At 51.8% G+C, this 20672-nt stretch carries 14 protein-coding genes and 2 pseudogenes; 9 read left to right on the forward strand and 7 right to left on the reverse strand.

What is annotated here, in order from left to right; translation table 11 throughout:
• Window positions 1-11: 11 nt before the first annotated feature.
• Window positions 12-1985 carry a sensor histidine kinase gene (locus ACS5NO_RS03830; RefSeq protein WP_439413916.1) on the reverse strand — a complete coding sequence of 658 codons (1974 nt, stop codon included), beginning with the start codon at window positions 1983-1985 and terminating at the stop codon, window positions 12-14.
• Window positions 1986-2237: 252 nt separating this feature from the next.
• Here ACS5NO_RS03830 and ACS5NO_RS03835 point away from each other — a divergent pair, with 252 nt between their 5' ends.
• From ACS5NO_RS03835 to ACS5NO_RS03850, 4 genes and pseudogenes are all read left to right on the forward strand, one after another.
• Entirely contained in the window at window positions 2238-2699 is a 462-nt protein-coding gene (locus tag ACS5NO_RS03835) for a hypothetical protein (protein ID WP_439413917.1), read from the forward strand.
• Entirely contained in the window at window positions 2699-3643 is a 945-nt protein-coding gene (locus ACS5NO_RS03840; RefSeq protein ID WP_439413918.1) for a hypothetical protein, read from the forward strand. Before ACS5NO_RS03835 ends, ACS5NO_RS03840 begins: the two co-directional genes overlap by 1 nt.
• Window positions 3644-3705: 62 nt before the next feature.
• Window positions 3706-4842, forward strand: a complete 1137-nt coding sequence (locus ACS5NO_RS03845; RefSeq protein WP_439413919.1) for a caspase family protein — start codon at window positions 3706-3708, stop codon at window positions 4840-4842.
• Window positions 4843-5401: 559 nt separating this feature from the next.
• Window positions 5402-7189, forward strand: a pseudogene (locus ACS5NO_RS03850) (leucine-rich repeat domain-containing protein); the annotation flags it as partial.
• A 65-nt stretch (window positions 7190-7254) separates the two neighbouring features.
• Here ACS5NO_RS03850 and ACS5NO_RS03855 read toward each other — a convergent pair.
• Complete coding sequence (locus ACS5NO_RS03855; protein WP_439413978.1) at window positions 7255-7476, reverse strand: hypothetical protein; 222 nt, start codon at window positions 7474-7476, stop codon at window positions 7255-7257.
• A gap of 511 nt (window positions 7477-7987) precedes the next feature.
• Between ACS5NO_RS03855 and ACS5NO_RS03860 the strand changes: the two are divergent.
• Together ACS5NO_RS03860 and ACS5NO_RS03865 are read left to right on the forward strand one after the other, a co-directional pair.
• Window positions 7988-8398, forward strand: a pseudogene (locus ACS5NO_RS03860) (COR domain-containing protein); the annotation flags it as partial.
• 201 nt (window positions 8399-8599) lie between these two features.
• Window positions 8600-10156 (forward strand): putative Ig domain-containing protein, encoded by a 1557-nt coding sequence (locus ACS5NO_RS03865; RefSeq protein WP_439413976.1) that lies wholly within the window; start codon window positions 8600-8602, stop codon window positions 10154-10156.
• 67 nt (window positions 10157-10223) lie between these two features.
• On the opposite strand, the gene ACS5NO_RS03870 is transcribed toward ACS5NO_RS03865, so the two are convergent.
• Window positions 10224-12122 carry an AAA domain-containing protein gene (locus ACS5NO_RS03870; RefSeq protein WP_439413920.1) on the reverse strand — a complete coding sequence of 633 codons (1899 nt, stop codon included), beginning with the start codon at window positions 12120-12122 and terminating at the stop codon, window positions 10224-10226.
• A gap of 117 nt (window positions 12123-12239) precedes the next feature.
• On the opposite strand from ACS5NO_RS03870, the gene ACS5NO_RS03875 reads away from it, so the two are divergent.
• Genes ACS5NO_RS03875 through ACS5NO_RS03885 form a run of 3 tightly spaced genes read left to right on the forward strand, consistent with a single transcriptional unit; the run spans window position 12240 to window position 15630 of the window.
• Window positions 12240-13508 carry an Nramp family divalent metal transporter gene (locus ACS5NO_RS03875; protein WP_439413921.1) on the forward strand — a complete coding sequence of 423 codons (1269 nt, stop codon included), beginning with the start codon at window positions 12240-12242 and terminating at the stop codon, window positions 13506-13508.
• A gap of 20 nt (window positions 13509-13528) precedes the next feature.
• Entirely contained in the window at window positions 13529-14545 is a 1017-nt protein-coding gene (locus ACS5NO_RS03880) for an NAD-dependent epimerase/dehydratase family protein (RefSeq protein WP_439413922.1), read from the forward strand.
• A gap of 11 nt (window positions 14546-14556) precedes the next feature.
• Window positions 14557-15630, forward strand: a complete 1074-nt coding sequence (locus tag ACS5NO_RS03885) for a dihydrodipicolinate synthase family protein (protein WP_439413923.1) — start codon at window positions 14557-14559, stop codon at window positions 15628-15630.
• Window positions 15631-15675: 45 nt separating this feature from the next.
• On the opposite strand, the gene ACS5NO_RS03890 is transcribed toward ACS5NO_RS03885, so the two are convergent.
• The 4 genes from ACS5NO_RS03890 to ACS5NO_RS03905 form a co-directional block, all read right to left on the reverse strand.
• Complete coding sequence (locus ACS5NO_RS03890) at window positions 15676-16458, reverse strand: DUF4249 family protein (RefSeq protein WP_439413924.1); 783 nt, start codon at window positions 16456-16458, stop codon at window positions 15676-15678.
• A 35-nt stretch (window positions 16459-16493) separates the two neighbouring features.
• Entirely contained in the window at window positions 16494-18875 is a 2382-nt protein-coding gene (locus ACS5NO_RS03895) for a TonB-dependent receptor (RefSeq protein ID WP_439413925.1), read from the reverse strand.
• Window positions 18876-18982: 107 nt separating this feature from the next.
• A complete protein-coding gene (locus ACS5NO_RS03900) occupies window positions 18983-19747 on the reverse strand; it encodes a LytR/AlgR family response regulator transcription factor (RefSeq protein WP_439413926.1) in 765 nt (254 codons plus the stop codon).
• Window positions 19744-20634, reverse strand: a complete 891-nt coding sequence (locus tag ACS5NO_RS03905; RefSeq protein WP_439413927.1) for a sensor histidine kinase — start codon at window positions 20632-20634, stop codon at window positions 19744-19746. Before ACS5NO_RS03905 ends, ACS5NO_RS03900 begins: the two co-directional genes overlap by 4 nt.
• Window positions 20635-20672 lie beyond the last annotated feature (38 nt).

Consider the following 20672-nt stretch of genomic DNA (forward strand, 5'->3'; position numbering starts at 1 on the left):
ATTAGGGAAATTTAACGGGCCGGACTCACCAACGGCTCGTTGAGTTGTTGATGGATGGGCGGTTTTGGCAGATTGATCTCAATCAACGGAATCCGAATCTGAACCCAGGTGCCTCCGCCGTCCGGCAGGTTCGATACGTTGATGGTGCCGCTCATCAATCCCGCCCGTTCGTTGATGCTTCGCAGTCCTTTTCCCTGTGGAAACTGGTCAGGATCGAAGCCCAAACCGTCGTCGCGGACGCTCAGTTTCAGGAACTTCCGGTTTTCGTCGACCATAAACCGGATGGTGGCTTCACTGGCCTGGGCGTGTTTCAGAATGTTGGTGACCAGTTCGAGGCAGACGCAGTAGAGATGAAACTTGGCAATCCGGTTCAGTTGCTCTTCCATACCACTCAACTGGAGAACAAAGCTGGTTTTGCCGGCCCGGTTTAGGCTGTTGGTCAGTTGTTGGAGGCTGCTGCCCAGCCCGCGTTCGTCGAGTTCGTCGGGCCAGAAATTATGGGCGATCAGCCGGATGCCGTCGTAGGCGTCCTGTACGGATTGCAACAGCGAATGTAGGGCCGAACGGTCGATAATGGGCTGTTTGTCAGGGTTATTGAGTTCGCTCAGGCGGGTTCGGATGCTAAACAGAACGCTGCCCAACTGGTCGTGTAATTCGTCGGCCACCCGGCGCCGTTCCTGAATCTGTCCGGCAATGAGGGCTTCTTCCATTTCTATTTTTTTGCGAATCTCCTGTTCGTAAGCGGCCAGTTCGGCGATTTCGCGTTGGCGTTTCATCTGCCGGACCGACCGTCGTTCGTTCCGGATGTAGTCGGCCAGCCCCACCGACATGAACGTAAATTCCAGCAGCGAACCAATGTTCTGGGAATAGTGAATCAGAAGACCGGTTCCGGGAATGATGCCGATCCGGTTGAGCACAAAGAGCGCAAAACCGAGGGAGTAACACATGGAAGCAATGACATAAAATTTCGAGGACGTCTGCCCTTGCCGCCACGTCAGCACCCCGGCTACAAACATGCCGATGACCAGCGGACAGGAACTCATCAGGGCCACAAACTGGAGTGACAAGGGCAGCAATTCGAGCAGATTGATCCCGACCAGGATCACGCTCAGGCCACACAGAATCCAGAGGGTGAAATACAGGCGGGGAGTCGTTTGCCGCAGGTTCAGCGCCCGGGAATAAAAAACGATAAACGTAAAAAACACGCCCAGCGAAAACAACCCCAGACCGTGTTCGGCCAGCCAGGTCGAGCTGGGCCAGAGGTAGCGGATGCCGATGTTACTCCCCCGGCAAGCTTCGTAAAACAGGTAGGAAAGCAGGTAAAACGCCAGGTAGAGATAGCTGATAATCCGGGTAAAGAGCCAGATGACGAGGTGATAAAGCAGCATCAGACACAGCGTTCCCCAGTAAAAGCCCCACAGCAGGGTAGCCACCTGGGCATGGGCCTGAAACCCCTTTTCTTCCCAGATGATGAGCGGGAAGTAGCTGTGAAGCTGGCGGTTATCGATGTGGACATAAACGGTATACAGTTCCCCGGGCCGGAGCGGCAGGGGAAAGACGTAGGTATTTGACGAAATCGGCCGGCTGTTGCGCCCCAGGGCATCGCCCGCCCGGAAGCGGGTTATTTTACCGTTGTGGTCGATCAGGTAGAGATCGATTTCCCTGATGTTACCAAAGCCGACTTCGAACAGGTAGCGGCTTTCCGGCCGAATGTCCTGATTCAAAAGCTGAAAGCGGAACCAGTAGCTGCTATTGGCAAAAACCAGGTTGGGGGTTTCCTGCAAACTGGGTTGAAAAAGGCGGGCCAGTGCGGGTTTGCGTACATCGTTGATCGTCAGATGATCCAGGGTGTCGGCCAGAAAATCCACCCGCCGTCCCAGGCTGTATTTTGGTTGCGTTGCCGAGAGCAAAACCGGAAGGCTGGCGTAGACGTCTGCTGCACGGATGCCGAGGAACAGGAGGAGCAGGAAGAACCGGAAAGGCATACGATCAGGCTGAAAAGAGGATTCTACGTCTTTGAATGCCAGAAGTTTACGCAGAATTACCCATTCACTGCAACTAAATGCTGTAAAATCATGGCTGGCTTGAGTACAAATAGCAGAAAGTGGGTATTTTTTGAAAGGCAGCTTTTTCCGTAGTTAAAAAAAAATTAAAGGAACCGATAACCTTGAAACCGTAGACAGAATAGATGGTCAAACGCTTCGGACGGGGCGGAAAACCATAAACTATTTTTCTGTATGAAGTCACTCATCGCCTTTCGCAATCGGACCGGAATCACGGTCGCCTGTGTCGCCGGTCTGCTTACACTGTTCTCCTGCAACACGACGAGAGAACCGGTTTATCAAGGCAGTTACCAGGAAGCCAATGCTTTCGTCGGCCAGTATGCCGGTCTGCTCATGAACCAGTATTACCCGAATACGGGCCGCGATTACCAGGGCATCACCAACCAGTGGAATTATGACCCGGATACCCGTCGCTACACCATCGACATGACCTCGACCTGGGTGGGGCGGGGGTGCTGGATTTGCGACGAGTGCCAGGTGGAAGCCCGGGGTTATCTCTACGTCAACGACGATGGCACCCAGCCCCAGTTTAAAATGGAACGCGTGAACGACTGTGCGCTGGGGCACGATTTGCAGGGGTTGATGATTGGCACGCTGATCAACGTGGCGGCTGATGAATTAAGCAAAGGGAATTGATGAAAACGCCACTGTATATATACAAAACAATCGTTTCTCTCCTGCTCGTCCTGGTGCTGACGGGTACGGAAAACGTCGCAGCCCAATCACCGGACAGCTATTTTGTGGCTAAAACCGTATCGGTTCCGGGTAACCTGAAACAGCCTTTGAGAACCGGTATTCAGGTTGGATTTGATGATTATGTTTATATCGAAGCCCTGGGGAAAATCCGGGTGGGCCTGTTTTATGGGTCGGCCTATCCGGTTGGTCTTCCCAAGAGTTTCGATAACTTTTTCAATAAGCGTCGGTCTGTACTGCACGGGGCGCTGATGTGGCAAATTGGGCCGGAAAGCGGGAGTTGCCGGAAGATGTTCCGCAGCTATGATGAAACAGTTAAAAATATTTTTATGGTATCGGAAGACCGGATGATCAAAGAGGACGGTCCCAATTACGTCGCGGGCGATTACTTCCTGAGCAAGTCGACCGGCGAATTGATGCTGGACATCAACGACAACGATGTCGACAACAACAGCGAACAGTATCAGGTGCGTATTTTTGTGCTGAAGCAGTATTACCACGTCAACCGCAACCAGTTCAACCACTGTCCGCTGAAGGAACCCGGCGATGGCGAGCACGACCGGCAAGGGAATGGGTGGATCCGCGAATGGCCCAACTCCTGGGTCTACCACGGTTTCAATAACTCCTACCGGGGCACCGGCAAGTATTCCGGATGCCAGTGCGTTTATGACCGGGGAACGCTGTTGAGGGGCACCGCGACCGATACCGGCAATGACCAGGGATCGTTTGATTTTGGGTTCTGGCTCGGCAATGGCGATGCCGATAATATGGAAGCCCGGCACCTGCACCTGATCCTGGACGTGCTGCCGCACGATTTGTGGGTAAAGCGCTATGGCGGCAACAACAAAAAGATGCGGTATTCACCTCCACAGGTTTTCGTGAAATAGTATCTTGCGAAAACCGGATGTTGCTCAATATTTAATTAACTTTTTCCATTTCTTTTCAGAAAATGATACGCTTTTTTTTACTGATTTTGTTGGCTGTGCTTTTTAGTCGGAGTATGTTATATGCACAGACACTCATGGGTACGGTTTATAGCTATTCAGACAAAACACCTTTGGCCGGGGTCTTTCTAATGGAAAAAGGAACTATGAATAGGACTACAACCGACAGTTTTGGGAGATATACACTTTCACCCGTGTATCACCGTAGAGCTCCCCATATTGTTGTTGCAACTAAAGGTCATTTTGTTCTTACCTATGCCTGTGACAGCTTAAAGGAGGGAGATATAAAGTCTATTGATGTTTATCTTGACAAAAAGCCATCATTATGGAACAAAAAAACATACGTAGACAAGTCATTTGCAAGAAATATAGAAAAGCGGTCTGCGCAAGAAGAGAACAGCGCTGCACCGGTTTCGATAACCGCCCCAAACCCCAGTGTAACACCTTCAGTTCTAAAAAACCGCTATGCGTTTATCGTCGGGAATTCTGGTTATTTGGAGGGTCGTGGGCTGGAAGGGCGTCCGCTCAACGATGCCCGCGATATTGCCGAACGGCTTCAGACATTGGGGTTTACGGTGACACGCCATGAAGATCTGGCGGATAAACAAAGTTTCGAAAAGGCGTTTCAGCAATTTAACCGAACGGCAAAAGGAGCGGATGCGGCCCTGTTTTTTTATGCGGGCCACGGAATTGAGGTCGCCGGCGAAAACTACATGATCCCGACCGCTGCCAAACTGGAGCAAAAAGAGGATGTGCGTTACGAAGCGTTTCCGGTCAGCCGGGTACTCGATGAGTTTCGGGAACTGGGTGCCAAAAACAGCATTGTTTTGCTGGATGCCTGTCGCGAAAATCCGTTCCGAAGCTGGAGTAGGGGCGAGGTAAACCGGGGTTTTAAAACCATCGATCTGGCTCAGGCCCGGATCGATAATTTGTTTATTGGTTATGCGACAGCACCGGGTAGTGTGGCTCAAAACGGTACGGGCCGTAATGGAACCTTTACGATGGCGCTGCTGAAGTTTCTGCGAAAAGGCGAGCGGTTTGATGATATTTTTCAGGACACAACCAATGAAGTAATGAACCGCACGGACAACGCACAACGCCCTTTTCAAACCTCAAGTTTGCGGACGAAACTGATTTTTTAATTTCCCTTTTTCGGTTAAAAAATAACGCCTTGATTACGGGTGTATGTCAAACCAATTTTGTATATTTGTACAAATAGAAACGAACATACAGGTAATGCTTTACACGTTTCTATAGCGTTTTAAAACGGTTATTTATTTCCCCTTTTCTCTGGCCAGATGTATCTTTCTTCACTCGTTTTCTCGCTGGCCATGAAGTGCCAGTATTCTCGTTTTCTGTTGGGGTTTGACAGCCCTTTTAAACGCATCGGCTACTCCTGATCTCATCTCGCCGATCAATTTCTCCCATCTTTCTTTTTAGCAGCAACCGGACTCGTATCCGTCGATTAGTGGACGTATAGACTCCATCGTACTGCTGCGTGTTGCCCCCATTGGCCTGAAAAGCCGATGGATAACGGACGTTTTTGAGTAATAAACCCCAATTCCCACATAGTTTACTTTATTTATGAATCATTTTTACCCAACCGGAACGAATCGGCTGCGCGTGGCCGGAAACCCTCTCTTTTTGCGGAAAAACCGCCACTGGCTCAGCCGAGCAGTTGTATGCTCCCGGTTTTTAGGAATGCTCATCGTTTTCGGGCTAGCGGCCTCTTCGCTGGCATCCGGTGCCGACCCGCATCCCGATTACGCTCCTCTGGCTGATTTGTATAATGCCACGAATGGCTTGGGTTGGAAGAATTCTGATAAGTGGCTGACGGACAATAATCCGTGCGGTTGGTATGGAGTTTCCTGCACGAATAACCGGGTGACGGATATTTATTTGAGTGAGAACAAGTTAAGTGGTACACTTCCTGAAAGTCTGGGAAATCTGACCAGTTTGCAAAATCTTTTTTTACGTAAAAATGAGTTAAGTGGAAGTATTCCTAACAGTTTGGGAAACCTATCAAATTTGAAATATCTTTCCTTACAGGAAAATAAGTTGACTGGAGAAATCCCCGGCGACTTGAGTACGCTTACCAATCTGGAAAACCTTGTTTTAAGCAATAATCAGTTAAGTGGTGAAATCCCCGGTAGTGTGGGTAATATGATCAATCTACAGTCTATAAACCTTTACTACAACCAATTGAGTGGGGAGATTCCTGCTAGTCTGGGTAATTTAACTAATCTTAAATACCTTACTTTGGATTACAATCAGTTGCGTGGAGAGATTCCTGCCAGTCTGGGGAATCTAGTCAATTTATTGTCAATTATGGTGAGTCGAAACAATTTGACTGGTACTATTCCTGCCAGTTTGGGTGGTATGACAAGCCTGCAAACGCTGAGTTTGGCTTTTAATAAATTGACGGGAGCGATACCGGGCAGTTTGGGGAACTTATCCAACTTGCAGGTAATGTATTTGAATAATAATGAGTTAAGCGGGGATATTCCCGGTAACCTGGAAAGTTTAACCAAACTGAGCTATCTTTCTCTTGGCACCAATAAGTTGACGGGCATCATCCCCGGTAGCCTGGGAAATCTAACCAAGTTGCAAAGTCTTTATTTGTATGAAAATCAGTTAAGCGGTGAAATTCCGGCCAGTTTAGGAAATTTAACGAACCTGCAATACCTTTCTTTGGGCGCAAATAAGTTGACGGGTACCATTCCCGGCAGTTTGGGGAATCTAACCAGTCTGCAAGACCTTTCAATTGGTACCAACCAGCTAAGTGGATCAATTCCGACTAGTCTGGGAAATCTAACCAATCTACAGGGCATTAACTTCAACTTCAATCAATTGAGCGGGCCAATACCTGACAGTTTTGGGAACTTGATTAATCTGACTTCCCTTTCAATGATGGAGAATAAGCTGGAAGGCGCTATCCCCGGTAGTTTGGGGAACCTTGTCAATCTGCGGTTTTTAAGTTTGAGTACCAATAAATTGAGTGGTGAAATACCGGCTAGCCTGGGAAATCTAACCAAGGTTTGGTATTTAACGTTGGACTATAACGAGTTGAGTGGACCCATCCCAGGCAGTCTGGGGAATCTGGCTGCCTTGGAGCACCTTTCCTTGTCCCGCAATCAGTTAACCGGCTCGATTCCTGACAATTTTAGAAACCTGGCTAAACTGGATCAGTTTTACCTAACCCTAAATCAATTAACCGGATCGATTCCGGAATTTTTGGGAAGTTTAACCAATTTGCGATTTATCGGCCTGAATGTCAATCAATTAAGCGGCTCAATTCCCGCTAGCCTTGGAAATTTAAATAAACTGGAAAATCTGGTTCTAAGTGACAATCAATTAACCGGGGTAATTCCATCAAGTTTGGGTAACCTGACCAATCTGCAATCCCTTCGTTTAGAAAATAATCAATTAAGCGGCTCAATTCCCGCTAGTTTAGGTAATCTGCCTAATTTAAAACTTCTATGGCTCAATAGTAATCAGTTAAGTGGATGCCTCCCGGAATCTCTAAAAGCCTTATGCGGTAAAAGTGTTCAGTTTCAGAACAACCCCGGCCTGCCCGGCGGAGGCAATTTTACAGCATTCTGCAACAACGTGCCGGGCAGCAACGCCATATCGGCGCCCACGCTGGCTTTGTCGGCCGGTATTTCCCAACCCATCCTACAAAACACGCCTTCGGTTTCGATAACCGTCACTGGCTGTGAAGGCGGCAACGTCAACTGGTCGGGACCGAACAATACCGCCGGGAGTGGATTCACCATTACCGTACCCACGTCAGCCACCGGCACGCGGGTTTATTCGGCTACCTGCACCGTGGGGAGTTGTGTTAGCCTGCCCGGAACGGCTTCGGTCGTGATCAGCTTACTGGCATCCGGTGCCGACCCACATCCCGATTATGCGCCCTTAGCCGATCTTTACAATTCCACCAACGGCTCCGGCTGGAAAAAATCTGATAAGTGGCTGACGGACAATAATCCATGTGGCTGGTATGGCGTCTCTTGTATTAATAACCGGGTGGGTGAAATCAAACTGGAAAACAACAATCTAGTAGGAACGATTCCTGCTAGCTTAGGAAATTTGACCAGCTTATGGCAACTTAGCCTGACTTCTAATCAGCTGAGCGGGGAAATTCCCAGTAGTTTCGGGAATCTTTCTAATCTGGCGTCTCTTAGCTTGTTCTTCAACCAGTTGACGGGATCAATTCCTGGCAGTTTGGCGAATTTGCCAAATTTAATTTCTATTGCTTTAAGTTTCAATCAATTAACTGGGGAAATTCCTGCCAGTTTGGGAAGTCTTACAAAGCTGATTTCGCTTTCCTTAAATGATAATAAGTTGAGTGGAGAAATTCCCAGTAGTTTAGGAAATCTGACAAAACTGACCGGTCTCGGGTTGTACAACAACAAACTGAGTGGACCAATCCCCAATAGTTTGGGAAATCTTGTCAATCTGCAAGCTTTGGCTTTATATAATAATGAGCTAACTGGCGAAATTCCTGATGAATTGGGAAATCTGATTAATCTCGATAGGTTTTATGCCGATCATAATAAGCTCAGTGGATCGATCCCGGAAAGCTTCGGTAATATGTCAAAACTAAGGCAGATTTTCTTGTATAATAATGAGTTAACGGGGCCTATTCCTAGTAGTCTGGGGAATCTGACTAAATTGGAATATCTTGAATTGTTCATGAATAAGTTAAGTGGAGAGATTCCCGCCAGTCTGGGGAATTTATCCCTGTTACAATACCTCAGGCTAAATGACAATAAATTAAGCGGCCCAATTCCAAATAGTCTAGGAGTTTTGTCTAATTTGAAAGACCTCAGTTTAGCTAGCAATCAGTTGACAGGTTGTTTTCCGGAAGCCCTCAGAAAGCTTTGTAGCAAAAGCGTGCAATTCTGGAACAACCCCGGCCTGCCCGGAGGAGGCAACTTTACGGCTTTCTGCAACAACGAACCGGGCAGCAACAGCATGTCAGCTCCCACGCTGGCACTGTCAGCCGGTATTTCCCAGCCGGTTCTCCAAAACACCCCTTCGGTTTCAATAACCGTCTCCGGCTGTGAGGGCGGCACCGTCAATTGGGCAGGGTCGAACAATACGAAAGGAACGGGAGCGGCAATTCCGGTTTCTACCGCTGCCGTGGGGACATGGGTTTACTCGGCAACCTGCACCGTTGGCAGTTGTGTCAGTCCGTCCGGAACGGCTTCGGTGGTGATCAGTGCGCCCACCACCACCGGCAGTTTCGACGGTTTTGTCTACGGCGTCGACTGCGAAACCTTTCGGGGCTGGGCCTGGAATCGCGATAAAGTCAACACCGTTATTTCGGTGGACATTCTGGATGGAGCCACTGTCATTGCCACACTCCCGGCGGGTGATTTTCGGCAGGATTTGCTCAACGCGGGCAAAGGCAATGGCAAACATGCCTTTAGTCTTGCCATTCCCTCCAGCCTGAAAGACGGTCGCCCGCATCTGCTCACGGCACGGGTAGCGGGCAGCAGTTTCATGCTGAAAAATCCGCCCAAAGCACTGATTTGTCAGGGAAGCGGGGAACCAATCAATCTGCCACCGGTAGCCCCACCGACAACGCCTTTATCCGCCACGATTGGCTCAGCCTTCAGCGTCACGCTACCGGTTTTTACCGATCCTGAAAATCAATCGCTGACCTATTCGCTGAGCGGTTTGCCTTCCGGGCTGAGTTTTGCGGCCAGCAACCGCCAGATCAGCGGCACGGCGGCCACGGGAACTGCCGGTTCGTATGTGCTCACGTACTCGGCCAGCGACGGAACGAATGCAATGCCGACCAGCGTGGTGCTGACGGTAGTGGCGGGACCGACAACGCCACCGCCGGTGGTGACGGGCAACTTCGAGGGCTATTTGTCTGTGGTCAATTGTCAGGAAATCCGGGGCTGGGTGTGGGACCGCAACAAGCCCAACACGCCGATGTTGGTGGAGTTTTTCGCCGACGGCATCTCAATCGGTACCACCGAAGCGAAGAACTACCGACAGGATTTGAAAGACGCCCAGAAAGGCAACGGTGCCCACGGGTATGTGTTTGCGACCCCGGCGCAGGTGAAAGACAACGTCAATCACCAAATCAGTGCCAAAGTCCAGAACAGCACGTATGTGTTGAAAGGCTCACCGATCAACCTGACCTGTGTGTCCTCCGGCGGTCGGTTGTCGGCGGAAGGTGGGGAAGACCTTCAGGCGGTTTTGCTGGGCAATCCGGTGTCGGATCAGGTGTGTGTCGAAATCCGGGGCGCCGAAGGTCAACCGTTGCGGGTGCAACTGACGGATGTCAATGGCCGACTGCTGAATGAACGGCAGGTGGAAAAAGCGGCTGCGGTGGAACAACTGACCCTGCCGGTTTTGCATCCGATGCCGGGCCTGCTGTTTTTACAGATTCAGAGCGGCTCCCGATCCGTAACCTTGAAAGTGTTGACGCAATAAATTCAAACAGCATCAAGCAAAAACCGCCCGGACACGTCATTCGGGCGGTTTTTGTTATTAGAAAGATTTACAGCCATTCCCACGCACTCTGATAGGCATCGAGTTTTTCGGAATACGCAATGAAGTCGGCATAAAACGGCAGACTCGCCAGCGTGGCACTGTCGCCCACAATGACCAATTTCTTCCGCGCCCGCGTCATGGCGACGTTCATCCGGCGAATGTCGGCCAGAAAACCGATTTCGCCTTCGGCATTGCTCCGGGTCATCGAAATGTAGACAATGTCGCGCTCCTGCCCCTGAAAACTATCGATGGTGTTAACCGCAATTTTACCCAGATAAGGTTGTAAATCAGGGGTGTGGGCCAGTTGCTCGTTCAAAACGGCGAGCTGTTGTTTATAGGGCGAGATGATCGCAATGGTCGGGAAATTCTGCGGACTATAAAATGGCCCCAGCTCGGCCACCAGTTGCGTTAAATGCTTCATCAGCAAAGCGGCTTCCTCCGGGTTGGTGGAGCTGGTACCTTCCAGTTTTTCGTCAAAACCGCAGCCCGCCGTGTCGATAAACCGCAGCGCACTGTCGCCGGGAAACAGCGAATGAGCCGCCACCGACGCGTGCGCTTTGAGAAGATTCGCATAAAAAACCTGCGACGAATAGCCCATGATGTGCGTGTGCATCCGGTATTGTTCTTCCAGTACACTGACCGCTTCGGGATGCAGCGCCACGCATTTTTCGAGCAAAGTCGTGCTCAGGCCTTTCCGCGCGGCTTCATTCGATTTGATCGTCGGCGACAACTGGCAGTGATCACCGGCCAGCACCACCTTTTGCGCTTTCAGAATTGGAATCCAGCAGGCGGGTTCCAGGGCCTGCCCGGCTTCGTCGATGACCACGGTATGGAACGTCAGGTTCCGGATCATGTACTGGTTGGAACCGACGAGCGTGGCCGTAATCACCTGCGCTTTGGCCACCAGATCGTCGATGATGTACTGCTCCGTGTTTCCCACCTCCTTCATAATCCGGTGAGCCTCATCAAACAGAGCTTTTCGTTGATCGCGCTCGGCTTTGCCAAAATTCCGCTTGTACTTATGCGCCATGTTTTTAAACTCATTCGCCTGCTTTTTTAGTTTTTTGGCCTCTTTCATCAGGTGGTGCTCTGCCATTTTGTGGTCCAGCGTAAGCGCCATCAACCGCTCCGAAACGCGCGCCGGATTGCCCACCCGCAATACGTTCAGCCCCTGTTCGTGCAATTTTTCACTTAACAGATCGACCGCCGTGTTGCTGGGCGCGACCACCAGAATTTTTCGGTTATCCTGTTTCAGCAGGGCTTTGATGGCCTGCACCAGCGTGGTGGTTTTGCCGGTTCCCGGAGGGCCGTGAACAATCGCCAGTTCGTTAGCGGCCCGGATTTTTTCAACCGCCCGGTTCTGGCTTTCATTCAGTTGCGGAATCGGCAGCGGAGGCAAATCGGTCTGAAAGGTGGGCGACGACTGGCCGGTCAGGATCTTCACCAGGCGGTGTTGCGGCCCTTCGCTCAGCGAATTCGCCAGCTTGAGCGCGTCCTGCATTTCGTCGTAGCTCTTGTCGTCGAAAAGCAGTTCAACGCCCAGTTTTCCATCCCGCGACCAGTCGGGCAGTTCGTCGGTCAGCAGGGTAATTTTGAGCCGATTGCCGCTCTGGTGGGAAACCGTTCCTTCGACCCGGTCGTTTTTCGGATCGTGGTTGCTGAAAAACACGGCGGGCATGCCCGACCGGAACTGGTGCGAAACATCCTGGTGTGTGGTTCGTTCCACCTCCACCGTCAGGTAGTCGCCCCGGCTCATCTCGGAACCCCGGATGGCGATGGGATACCAGGTCAGGCCGTTGGCCCGGCGTTCGGCAACGGAAGTGCTTTCCGTCTGTCGGCGGTATTGATTGCGATCTTCTTCCCGTTCAATTTTTAAGACGTCGAGAAGATTTTTAAAGTAATCCATTCCCAAAAGTAGTGCATATTCGGCCGGGCAAAAAGTTGGCCCCCGGTATTTTGGCGCCAAATGAAGGATATTGACGCAGGAAGTATATCTTCGAAAAACCTTGCTTTCCTGAAACTCATGCACCCCAAAACAGCTGATTCACCGAATGAAATGCCTGCGCAACCGGGGCCGGGCCGCACGTCACCCCGGACGGTAAAAGCCTGGCTGTCGTCGCTGGGTCCCAGTATCATCACAGCCGCGCTGGTTTTCGGCCCCAGCAAAATGACGATTACTTCAAAGATGGGAGCCGAATACGGCTATTCGTTGCTCTGGATCATTGTGATGGCCATCTTTTTTATGATCGTTTTCACGGCCATGGCCGCCCGAATCGGTTTGGCAACGAACCAGTCCCTGCTGGCGACGATCCGGCAGAAGTGGGGCAATCAGGTGGCGGTGGCGGTAGGAATCGGGGTCTTTCTGGTAGCCACCTCGTTCCAGGCCGGCAACTCCGTCGGGGTCGGGATTTCCATCGCCGAAGCCACGCATACCCCGGTGAACGTCTGGATTGGTATTTTTACGGTTTTGGGAATCAGTCTGCTTTTTTTGAAGTCGTTTTATAAAGTACTCGAAAGACTCATGATTCTGCTGGTTGGCGTGATGCTGGTGGCTTTCATCGCCACGCTGACCTTTTCGGGGCCGGATTATGCCGAGGTCGTGACCGGTTTCGTACCGTCGCTGCCCGTGGGTTCGCTGGGGCTGGTCATCGCGTTTACGGCCTCCTGTTTTTCGATTGTCGGCGCGTTTTACCAGTCTTATCTGGTGCAGGAGCGGGTGCGGGTCAATCCGAAGGTGCGGGATGAAAAGGTGGATACCGTCACCGGCATGACGCTGATGGGGTTGATGAGCGCGACGGTTTTGGTTTGTGCTGCGGCCGTGTTGCATCCGAAGGGCATCAAAGTGACCAGTGCCTCCGACATGGGAAAAGCGCTGGAGCCGATTTTTGGGCAATATGCCTCGGTGCTGTTTTTGATCGGGTTGTTCGGCGCTTCGTTTTCGTCGCTGGTCGGCAACGCCACCGTCGGCGGAACGCTCCTCGGCGATGCGCTGGGCTACGGCAGTCAGTTGGGTTCCAAACGGGTCAAATACCTGATTGCGCTGGTGATGGTTTTTGGCGCTTCGATTGCCATGATTTTCGGAAAATTGCCGCTCGACCTGATCATTTTTGCCCAAAGCATTACCATTCTGGTGGTGCCTTTCATCGGGGTGGCGATGTATACGATTGCTAACGACCGCCGGATCATGGGCCGCTACGCGAATTCGACCGCCGTCAAAGTGGCCGGGGCATTAGGCTTGCTGGTCATTTTCGGGCTGGCGCTGAGCAATGTCAATCAATTGTTTTTCAAATAAAGAACGCCTTAAGCAGTAGAATGAACGATTTACACGCGTTGGAACAGGAACTGATCAAGCCCTCGACGGCTTTGGTTTCCGATTTACACGAACTGGATGGCGATATCCTCATTCTGGGGGTTGGCGGAAAAATGGGGCCGAGTCTGGCGCGACTGGCCAGACAGGCCATCGATCAGGCCGGAATTCAGAAACGCGTCATCGGTGTTTCCCGGTTTTCGGACCCGCAGCTCCAGGGCGAACTCGAAGCCGACGGCATCGAAACGATTTCGGCTGATTTACTCAACGAAACGGATCTGGCGGCTTTGCCGTCCGTGAAAAATGTGCTCTATCTGGCCGGAACCAAATTCGGCACCACCGGCAAAGAAGCCTTCACCTGGGCGATGAATGCGTATTTGCCCGGCCGGGTGGCGGAGAAATACCGCAACTCCCGGATTGTGGCGTTCTCCACCGGCAATGTCTACCCGTTTACACCGGTAACATCCGGGGGCGCAACGGAAGAAACCGCCCCCGAACCCGTCGGCGAATACGGACAATCGTGTCTGGGCCGCGAGCGGATTTTTCAGTATTTCGCGGAGAAAAACAACACGCCGACGCTGATTTACCGCCTGAATTACGCCATCGATCTCCGCTACGGCGTGTTGCTGGAAATTGCCAAATCCGTCATCGCCGAAAAACCGATCAACCTGGCGATGGGCAACGCCAACGTCATCTGGCAGGGCGACGCCAACGAAATTGCCCTCCGGTCGCTGCGGCATTGCGACGTGCCGGCCAAAATTCTCAACGTCACCGGCCCCGAAACCGTCTCGATTCAGTGGCTGGCGCAGGAGTACGGCAGAATGCTCGGCAAGGCTCCGGTTTTTGTCAATGAAGCCCAGTCAACGGCTTTGCTGAGCAATTCGTCGCAGGCCAATAAGCTGTTCGGCTACCCGCGCGTCACGCTGCGCCAGATGATGGAACTCACCGTCGCGTGGTTGCAGGGTGGCGGCACGATTCTGAACAAACCAACGCATTTTCAGGAGCGGGATGGCAAATTTTAACCCACAGCAACATGGCATTACGTTCTGATATCCAGCAGTTCTTGCACGCGGGTACGGTGATTCCGGCGCATCCCTTAGCCCTGAACGCGTCCCGGCAGTTTGACGAAAACCGGCAACGTGGTTTAACCCGTTACTATATGGCCAGCGGAGCCGGTGGGGTGGCGGTGGGGGTTCACACCACCCAGTTCGAAATTCGCGACCCGAAAATCAACCTCTACGAAACGGTTTTGAAAGTAGCCGCCGAAGAAATTGCCGAAGCCCACCTGGATCGTCCGTTCATCAAAGTCGCCGGTATGGTCGGACCCACCGAACAGGCACTGAAGGAAGCCGAACTCGCCCTGAAATACGGGTACGATTTGGGGCTGCTGAGCATGGGCGGTTTGCAAAACTGGACCGAAGCGGCCATTCTGGACCGCGTTCGAGCGGTAGCTGAGGTGATTCCGGTCTTCGGTTTTTACTTGCAGCCATCGGTCGGCGGGCGCATTTTTAGCTACGATTTCTGGCATCAGTTCGCCGAAATTCCGAATGTTGAAGCCATTAAGGTAGCCAGTTTCAACCGGTATCAGACGCTGGATGTGGTGCGGGCGGTTTGCCATTCCAGCCGCCGGGATGCGATTGCGTTGTATACCGGCAACGACGACAACATTGTGGCGGATTTACTGACGACATACCGGTTTACGATCGACGGTAAAACCGTTGAAAAGCGGTTCGTGGGCGGTTTGCTGGGGCATTGGGCCGTGTGGACGAAAAAAGCCGTCGAACTGCTGGACGAAATCAAAACCTGCCTTAACAACGGAAACGACGGGCTGGCGGACCTGCTGACACGCAACGTCGAAGTCACCGACAGCAACGCGGCTTTCTTCGATCCGGCCCACGGTTTCCACGGCTGCATTGCCGGTATTCACGAGGTGCTGCGTCGGCAGGGACTGCTCGAGGGACGCTGGTGTCTGAATCCGGCGGAGGAGTTGTCGCCGGGGCAGATGGACGAAATCGACCGGGTATACGCGGCTTATCCGCACCTGAACGACGACGATTTTGTGGCAACCATCAGGACTGAACATCCCTCACTCCGAAGCATTCGTTGAGTAGGCGAACGAAAACCGCCGTTGAAAAAACAGGGCCGGGGCTTCCTATCGGATCACAACCGTCCGTTTTTGCGATGTGTAAGCACTGAAATGGCCCAGCGCACCACCCGAAAGGTTTGTTTCGGGATTGGTCGGCGATGTGCCCTGGTTGATGTTATTGCCCTGAAGCTTCATTAAACCGTTGAAATAATCAAAAGCAGACTTCGGCAGGCATTGCATATCGACGGTAATGGTATCGCCCGGATGAATCTCTTCTGAATTCAGGATGGTTTGCCGAACCTGATTGCCATTGATGAACACATCCGAGCGGACAAAGACGTCCGGAGAGGGTAGCTCGTTTCGGGACAAAGTCCAGCGATAGTAATTAGCGACGGCAGCGGGATCCTGATAAACCGCTACCATCTTCGTTTCGGTATTGAAGCGGGTTACCTCTTCATGCGTTAACGAATCAAAATGAACCCTTTCGGGCATCGAGGTAGTGGCGGTATAGGTTTGGCCGTCGACCACCACGGTTAGGTCGTACTGATGGCCCGGAATGCCACGGATTTTCCGGATGGCATACACGCCGGGGGACGATTGGGAAAGCACTTCATTCTGCTGGGTGGAAGCATCGCGGACGGAAACGGTTGCGTTCGTAACGGGCGGGAACTCATTTTTGAGTTGGAAATCGACCGCTGACGTGATCAGAATTTCGTTACCTGTCGAGTCGTCGGTGAGTTTGCCTTCAATGACAAGCTGCTTGCCTACCGCCCTCAAATCCAGTTGGATGGTTTCGACACAGGCGGTCAGGCCGAGGGCTATCAAAAGAAAGAGAGAAAAGGAGCGCATGAGCAAACGAAAAGGAGGACGGGAATCGTCGGCGATTAAAATTTGAAATTGTAGGTGATGTAGGGCACAAACTGGAACAGCGTTACGCGTTGTACCTGCGTGATCGCGTGATCGTCGGGGCTTTGTTCAAAATTGATCGCATACGGATTGGCCTGTCCATAGGCGTTGTAAAGGCCAAATGCCAGATCCGATTCGAAGTGTCGGCGTTTCTTAAAGTTCACGGTGGCTCCCAGGTCCAGCCGATGATAGGCGGGCATCCGGTAACCGTTCCGTTCGGTATAATTGAAAAAGACGGCCCCGTCGATGCGGTATTTTCCCGTCGGAAAACTTACGGCATTGCCCGTGTTGTAGACCCAGGTTCCTGACAGGGTCCAGGTCGGGGATAGTTTGTAGATGCCAACGATCGAAATGTCATGCGTGCGATCCTGTTTGGCCGCATACCAGGAACCGTTGTTGATGCCTTCGATCTGTTTTTCTGTCCGTGACAGGGTGTAGCCAATCCATCCGCTGAGGGTCCCGGTTTTTTTGCGGAACAACCATTCGGCTCCGTAGGCCCGCCCTTTCCCGAAGAGTAACTGGGTTTCCAGGTTGTCACTGTACGTAAAATCGGCACCATTGCGGTAATCGATCTGGTTTTTCATGGTTTTGTAATACACCTCCGTGCTGAATTCGTAGGCATTGTCGTTCAGGTTCCTGACGACGCCGAGGGCCACCTGATCCGCGAGTTCGGGGCGGATGACGTTGCTGCTCTGCACCCAGCGGTCGTTGGGCGTCGACGCATTGGCGTTTGAGAGCAGGTGCAGGTTCTGCACGTTCCGGGTATACGACGCTTTGACGGACAGATCCGGTCGGATCACATACGCCATCGACACGCGGGGTTCGGCATTCAGATACTGCTTCACGACTTCGCTACGGCCATACCGGAGGGTGTCGACGATGGTTTTGCTGGCATCCAGGGTGTAATAAGGGCTGCCACCCATAACCGAAAAAGCGGTCAGCCGCAGGCCATATTCAATCGTAAACGGATCGGCAGGTTGCCATTTATTGGTAAAAAAAAGGGCACTTTCGAAGGACGTCCGGGCTGGATCACGGGTGTTGTTGATGCTGGAGTTTTCGCCCGTAGCCGTTCGGGTGCGGGGGGTGATGGTATGGTGAATGATGTTGACGCCAAACCGCATCGAATTTTTTGGATTCGGGAAATAGCTAAATTCCTGTTTGAGATTGATGTCCTGAATGGACGACTTGAGATTGAACTGGTTGCTGCCGTTGTTGACCCCTACCTCGTAATCATACTGGCTGTAAATCAGGGAAGTATTGCCAAATAGTTTCGCGTTGTAGAGGTGATTCCAGCGGAGGGTGCCGGTTGCGTTGCCCCAGTTGATGGCAAATAAATCGCCCAGTCCGAACTGGTCGCGTCCAAAATAACCGGAGAGGTAGACTCGGTCTTTGGGCGAAATCGTGTAGTTGAGTTTGGCGTTGAGGTCGTAGAAGTAGAGCGTATTTTTGTTCAGATCCGGATCGTTGGAAAGCTTCAGAAAGGCGTCGGCATAGGTTCGGCGGCCCGTCAGCAGAAAAGAACTTTTCCCCTTCTGAATAGGTCCTTCCAGTGCCAGCCGACTCGAGATGAGGCCAATACCGCCACTGGCGTGGAAATCCTGGTTGTTGCCATCGTTCATCTTGACGTCCAGCACCGATGACAACCGCCCGCCATATTGTGCGGGCATTCCGCCTTTGTAGAGGGCCAGGTCTTTGATGGCATCGGCGTTGAAGGTGGAAAAGAAACCCAGCAGGTGTGAGGCATTGTAAACCGGGGCTTCGTCGAGTAGAATCAGGTTCTGATCGCTGTTACCGCCCCGCACGTTGAAACCGCTGCTGCCCTCGCCTGCCGATTTGATACCCGGCAACAACTGCAACACCTTGAGCGGGTCGCGTTCTCCCATCAACACCGGAATGTTTCGGATGTCCCTGACGGCCAGTCGTTCGATTCCCATCGTCGGGTTGGTGATGTTTTCATTGGCCGTGGTGGTTTTAACGACGACTTCCTCAAGCATTTGGGACGATTCGGTGAGGACCAGGTCCAGTTGTCGGCTGGACGTTAAGTCAACGGCCACGACCTCATCGGCAAAACCCAGCAAGGATATCTGGAGCCGGTAGTGGCCCTGTGGCAGGGTAAGCGAATAAAAACCGTATTCATTGCTAACCGTTCCGGTTCCGGGCCGTTCCTTCACCCGAATGGTGGCACCAATCATCAGTTCTCCTGATTGGGCGTCTTTAACCGACCCACTGATGGTGAAATTTTGCTGGGCGCAGAGGTTCGTCAAAAAGCGGACTGATGGATCAAACGCTGCTGATGCCCTATCGGCCATGCCAATAAAGCAAAGAATAGTCAGGCCCTTCAGAAAGAAACTGCGGTTCATCGTGTCTGGTGTTAAATCGGGACAAACCTAGCCGTTCCAGATGCGGGCTGTTGGGGAACTTGACGTGAAACAGACAAAGAGAAGCCTGAAACGGACAGAACGATGGGTTATTGTTGCAGCCAGGTCAGGAATTCTCCGGCTTTTGCTTTGCTAATGATCACCGGTTCGGGTACGGGTACGGTTAATTTGACGACTAGTTTCCGGCCAAAATACCGCTCCGCATTCACGATGCTCTGTCGATGAATGATATACTGTCGATTGGCGCGGAAAAAGGGTTGCGGAGACAATAAGGCTTCCAACTCATCCAGTGTTTGGGTAAGTACAAAGCGTTGATGGGATTGACTGGTTGCCGAGACCACCCCGGACTCGTAATGAATGAACAGGATGTTGGCCACGGGCAGCGGAATAATCGCATCGCGGTGGTATACCAGCAGCGAGGTCGGAAAGGAGGGGAGACTGAGTTGCTCGAGTAACTGTTTAAAAAAAGGAAGGGTCGGAAGCGGCTGCGGGGCGGCCCGAGTCAGATTCTCGTATTTTTTCAGGGCCGTCGTCAGTCGCTCCGGCTCAACGGGTTTCAGAACATAATCGATGCCGTTGGTTTCAAACGCCTGAATGGCATACTGGTCGAAAGCCGTACAGAAAATAACCGGGCATGTGATGGCAACGGTTGAGAAGATCTGAAAGCTAAGGCCATCGGCCAGTTGGATATCGGCGAAGATCAGATCCGGTTGCGGATTGTCGTTCAACCAGCCGATTCCTTCATCGATGGACTGCAGAATCGCAGCGACTGTCCAGTCCGGGCGCAAGCGGGCGAGCAAACCGGTTAGTTCGCGGGCGGCCGGGAGTTCATCTTCAATGACGATTACTCTCATACCCTCAGCAACGGGATTTTAACGGTCCAGGTGAATTCATCGGCGATAATATCGATTTTCTGCCGGGCAATCGTCTCATAACGCATCTGAATATTTTTTAAACCCAATCCCGTCGACGGCTCCACCGTATGTTTAGGCTGCCGGTTGTTGCTGACGATGAGGCTATCCTTTTCACTGGAGATGCGGATGAACAAGGGCTTATGCAACGTGGCCGTATTGTGTTTAATCGCATTTTCAAGGAGAAGCTGGATCACGAAGGGCAAAACAGACCGGAGATACACGGAGGGTGCAATGGCGATATCGCACCGGATGCTATCCCCAAACCGGGCCTTCTGAATGGACAAATACGCTTCTGCAAAGGCCAGTTCATCCTGTACCATGACCACATCGGCGGTCGTATGACGAAGCAGATAACGATATACCTGGGCCAGTTGAATCGTGAAGACCTTCACCGGTTCTTCCTGGCTGATGCTTTTTAGCGTATTCAGGGAATTAAACAGAAAATGTGGGCTAATCTGTTGCTTCAAAACCTCCAGACGGGCTTTCAGATTTTCCTGCTTGAGACGCTCGTTTTCCAATTTAGCCGCCTGTGATTCCTGATTTTGTTTCAGGTAATAGGCCACAAAAAACATGAAGGAAGACAGTACACTGCCGCGCAGCAGAACCCAGGCCAAACGTCTGGAAGCCGGGATCTCCTTCCAGAGTACACTGAGATTAAATACAGAGGCCATCAGGTAATCATACGGCAAGTAAAGAGCCAGTGTAAAGAGAACACTTCCCGGGCCGACGATCCAGCGGGGACGAAAGAAAGAAAGGATGCGCGGTTGGTTGAGCACATATTGATGAAAGACCCAGCAACTGAAACCATGGGCGAACGTGTAGGACATGGTCGCTGCATAATGGGTAAAGTCATTGTTTTCCAGTC

Origin of the sequence: Larkinella fluvii (assembly GCF_051857545.1) — a bacterium.
Lineage (GTDB): Bacteria > Bacteroidota > Bacteroidia > Cytophagales > Spirosomataceae > Larkinella.

Coding starts and splice junctions, on each gene's coding strand:
- ACS5NO_RS03900 (WP_439413926.1), bottom strand. CDS start 19,747: ATGAGAGTAATCGTCATTGAAGATGAACTCCCGGCCGCCCGCGAACTA.
- ACS5NO_RS03855 (WP_439413978.1), bottom strand. CDS start 7,476: ATGGTGAATCCACTCCCGGCGGTATTGTTCGGTCCCGACCAGTTGACG.
- ACS5NO_RS03880 (WP_439413922.1), top strand. CDS start 13,529: ATGAACGATTTACACGCGTTGGAACAGGAACTGATCAAGCCCTCGACG.
- ACS5NO_RS03890 (WP_439413924.1), bottom strand. CDS start 16,458: ATGCGCTCCTTTTCTCTCTTTCTTTTGATAGCCCTCGGCCTGACCGCC.
- ACS5NO_RS03875 (WP_439413921.1), top strand. CDS start 12,240: ATGCACCCCAAAACAGCTGATTCACCGAATGAAATGCCTGCGCAACCG.
- ACS5NO_RS03870 (WP_439413920.1), bottom strand. CDS start 12,122: ATGGATTACTTTAAAAATCTTCTCGACGTCTTAAAAATTGAACGGGAA.
- ACS5NO_RS03885 (WP_439413923.1), top strand. CDS start 14,557: ATGGCATTACGTTCTGATATCCAGCAGTTCTTGCACGCGGGTACGGTG.
- ACS5NO_RS03895 (WP_439413925.1), bottom strand. CDS start 18,875: ATGAACCGCAGTTTCTTTCTGAAGGGCCTGACTATTCTTTGCTTTATT.
- ACS5NO_RS03905 (WP_439413927.1), bottom strand. CDS start 20,634: ATGTCCTACACGTTCGCCCATGGTTTCAGTTGCTGGGTCTTTCATCAA.
- ACS5NO_RS03840 (WP_439413918.1), top strand. CDS start 2,699: ATGAAAACGCCACTGTATATATACAAAACAATCGTTTCTCTCCTGCTC.
- ACS5NO_RS03830 (WP_439413916.1), bottom strand. CDS start 1,985: ATGCCTTTCCGGTTCTTCCTGCTCCTCCTGTTCCTCGGCATCCGTGCA.
- ACS5NO_RS03835 (WP_439413917.1), top strand. CDS start 2,238: ATGAAGTCACTCATCGCCTTTCGCAATCGGACCGGAATCACGGTCGCC.
- ACS5NO_RS03845 (WP_439413919.1), top strand. CDS start 3,706: ATGATACGCTTTTTTTTACTGATTTTGTTGGCTGTGCTTTTTAGTCGG.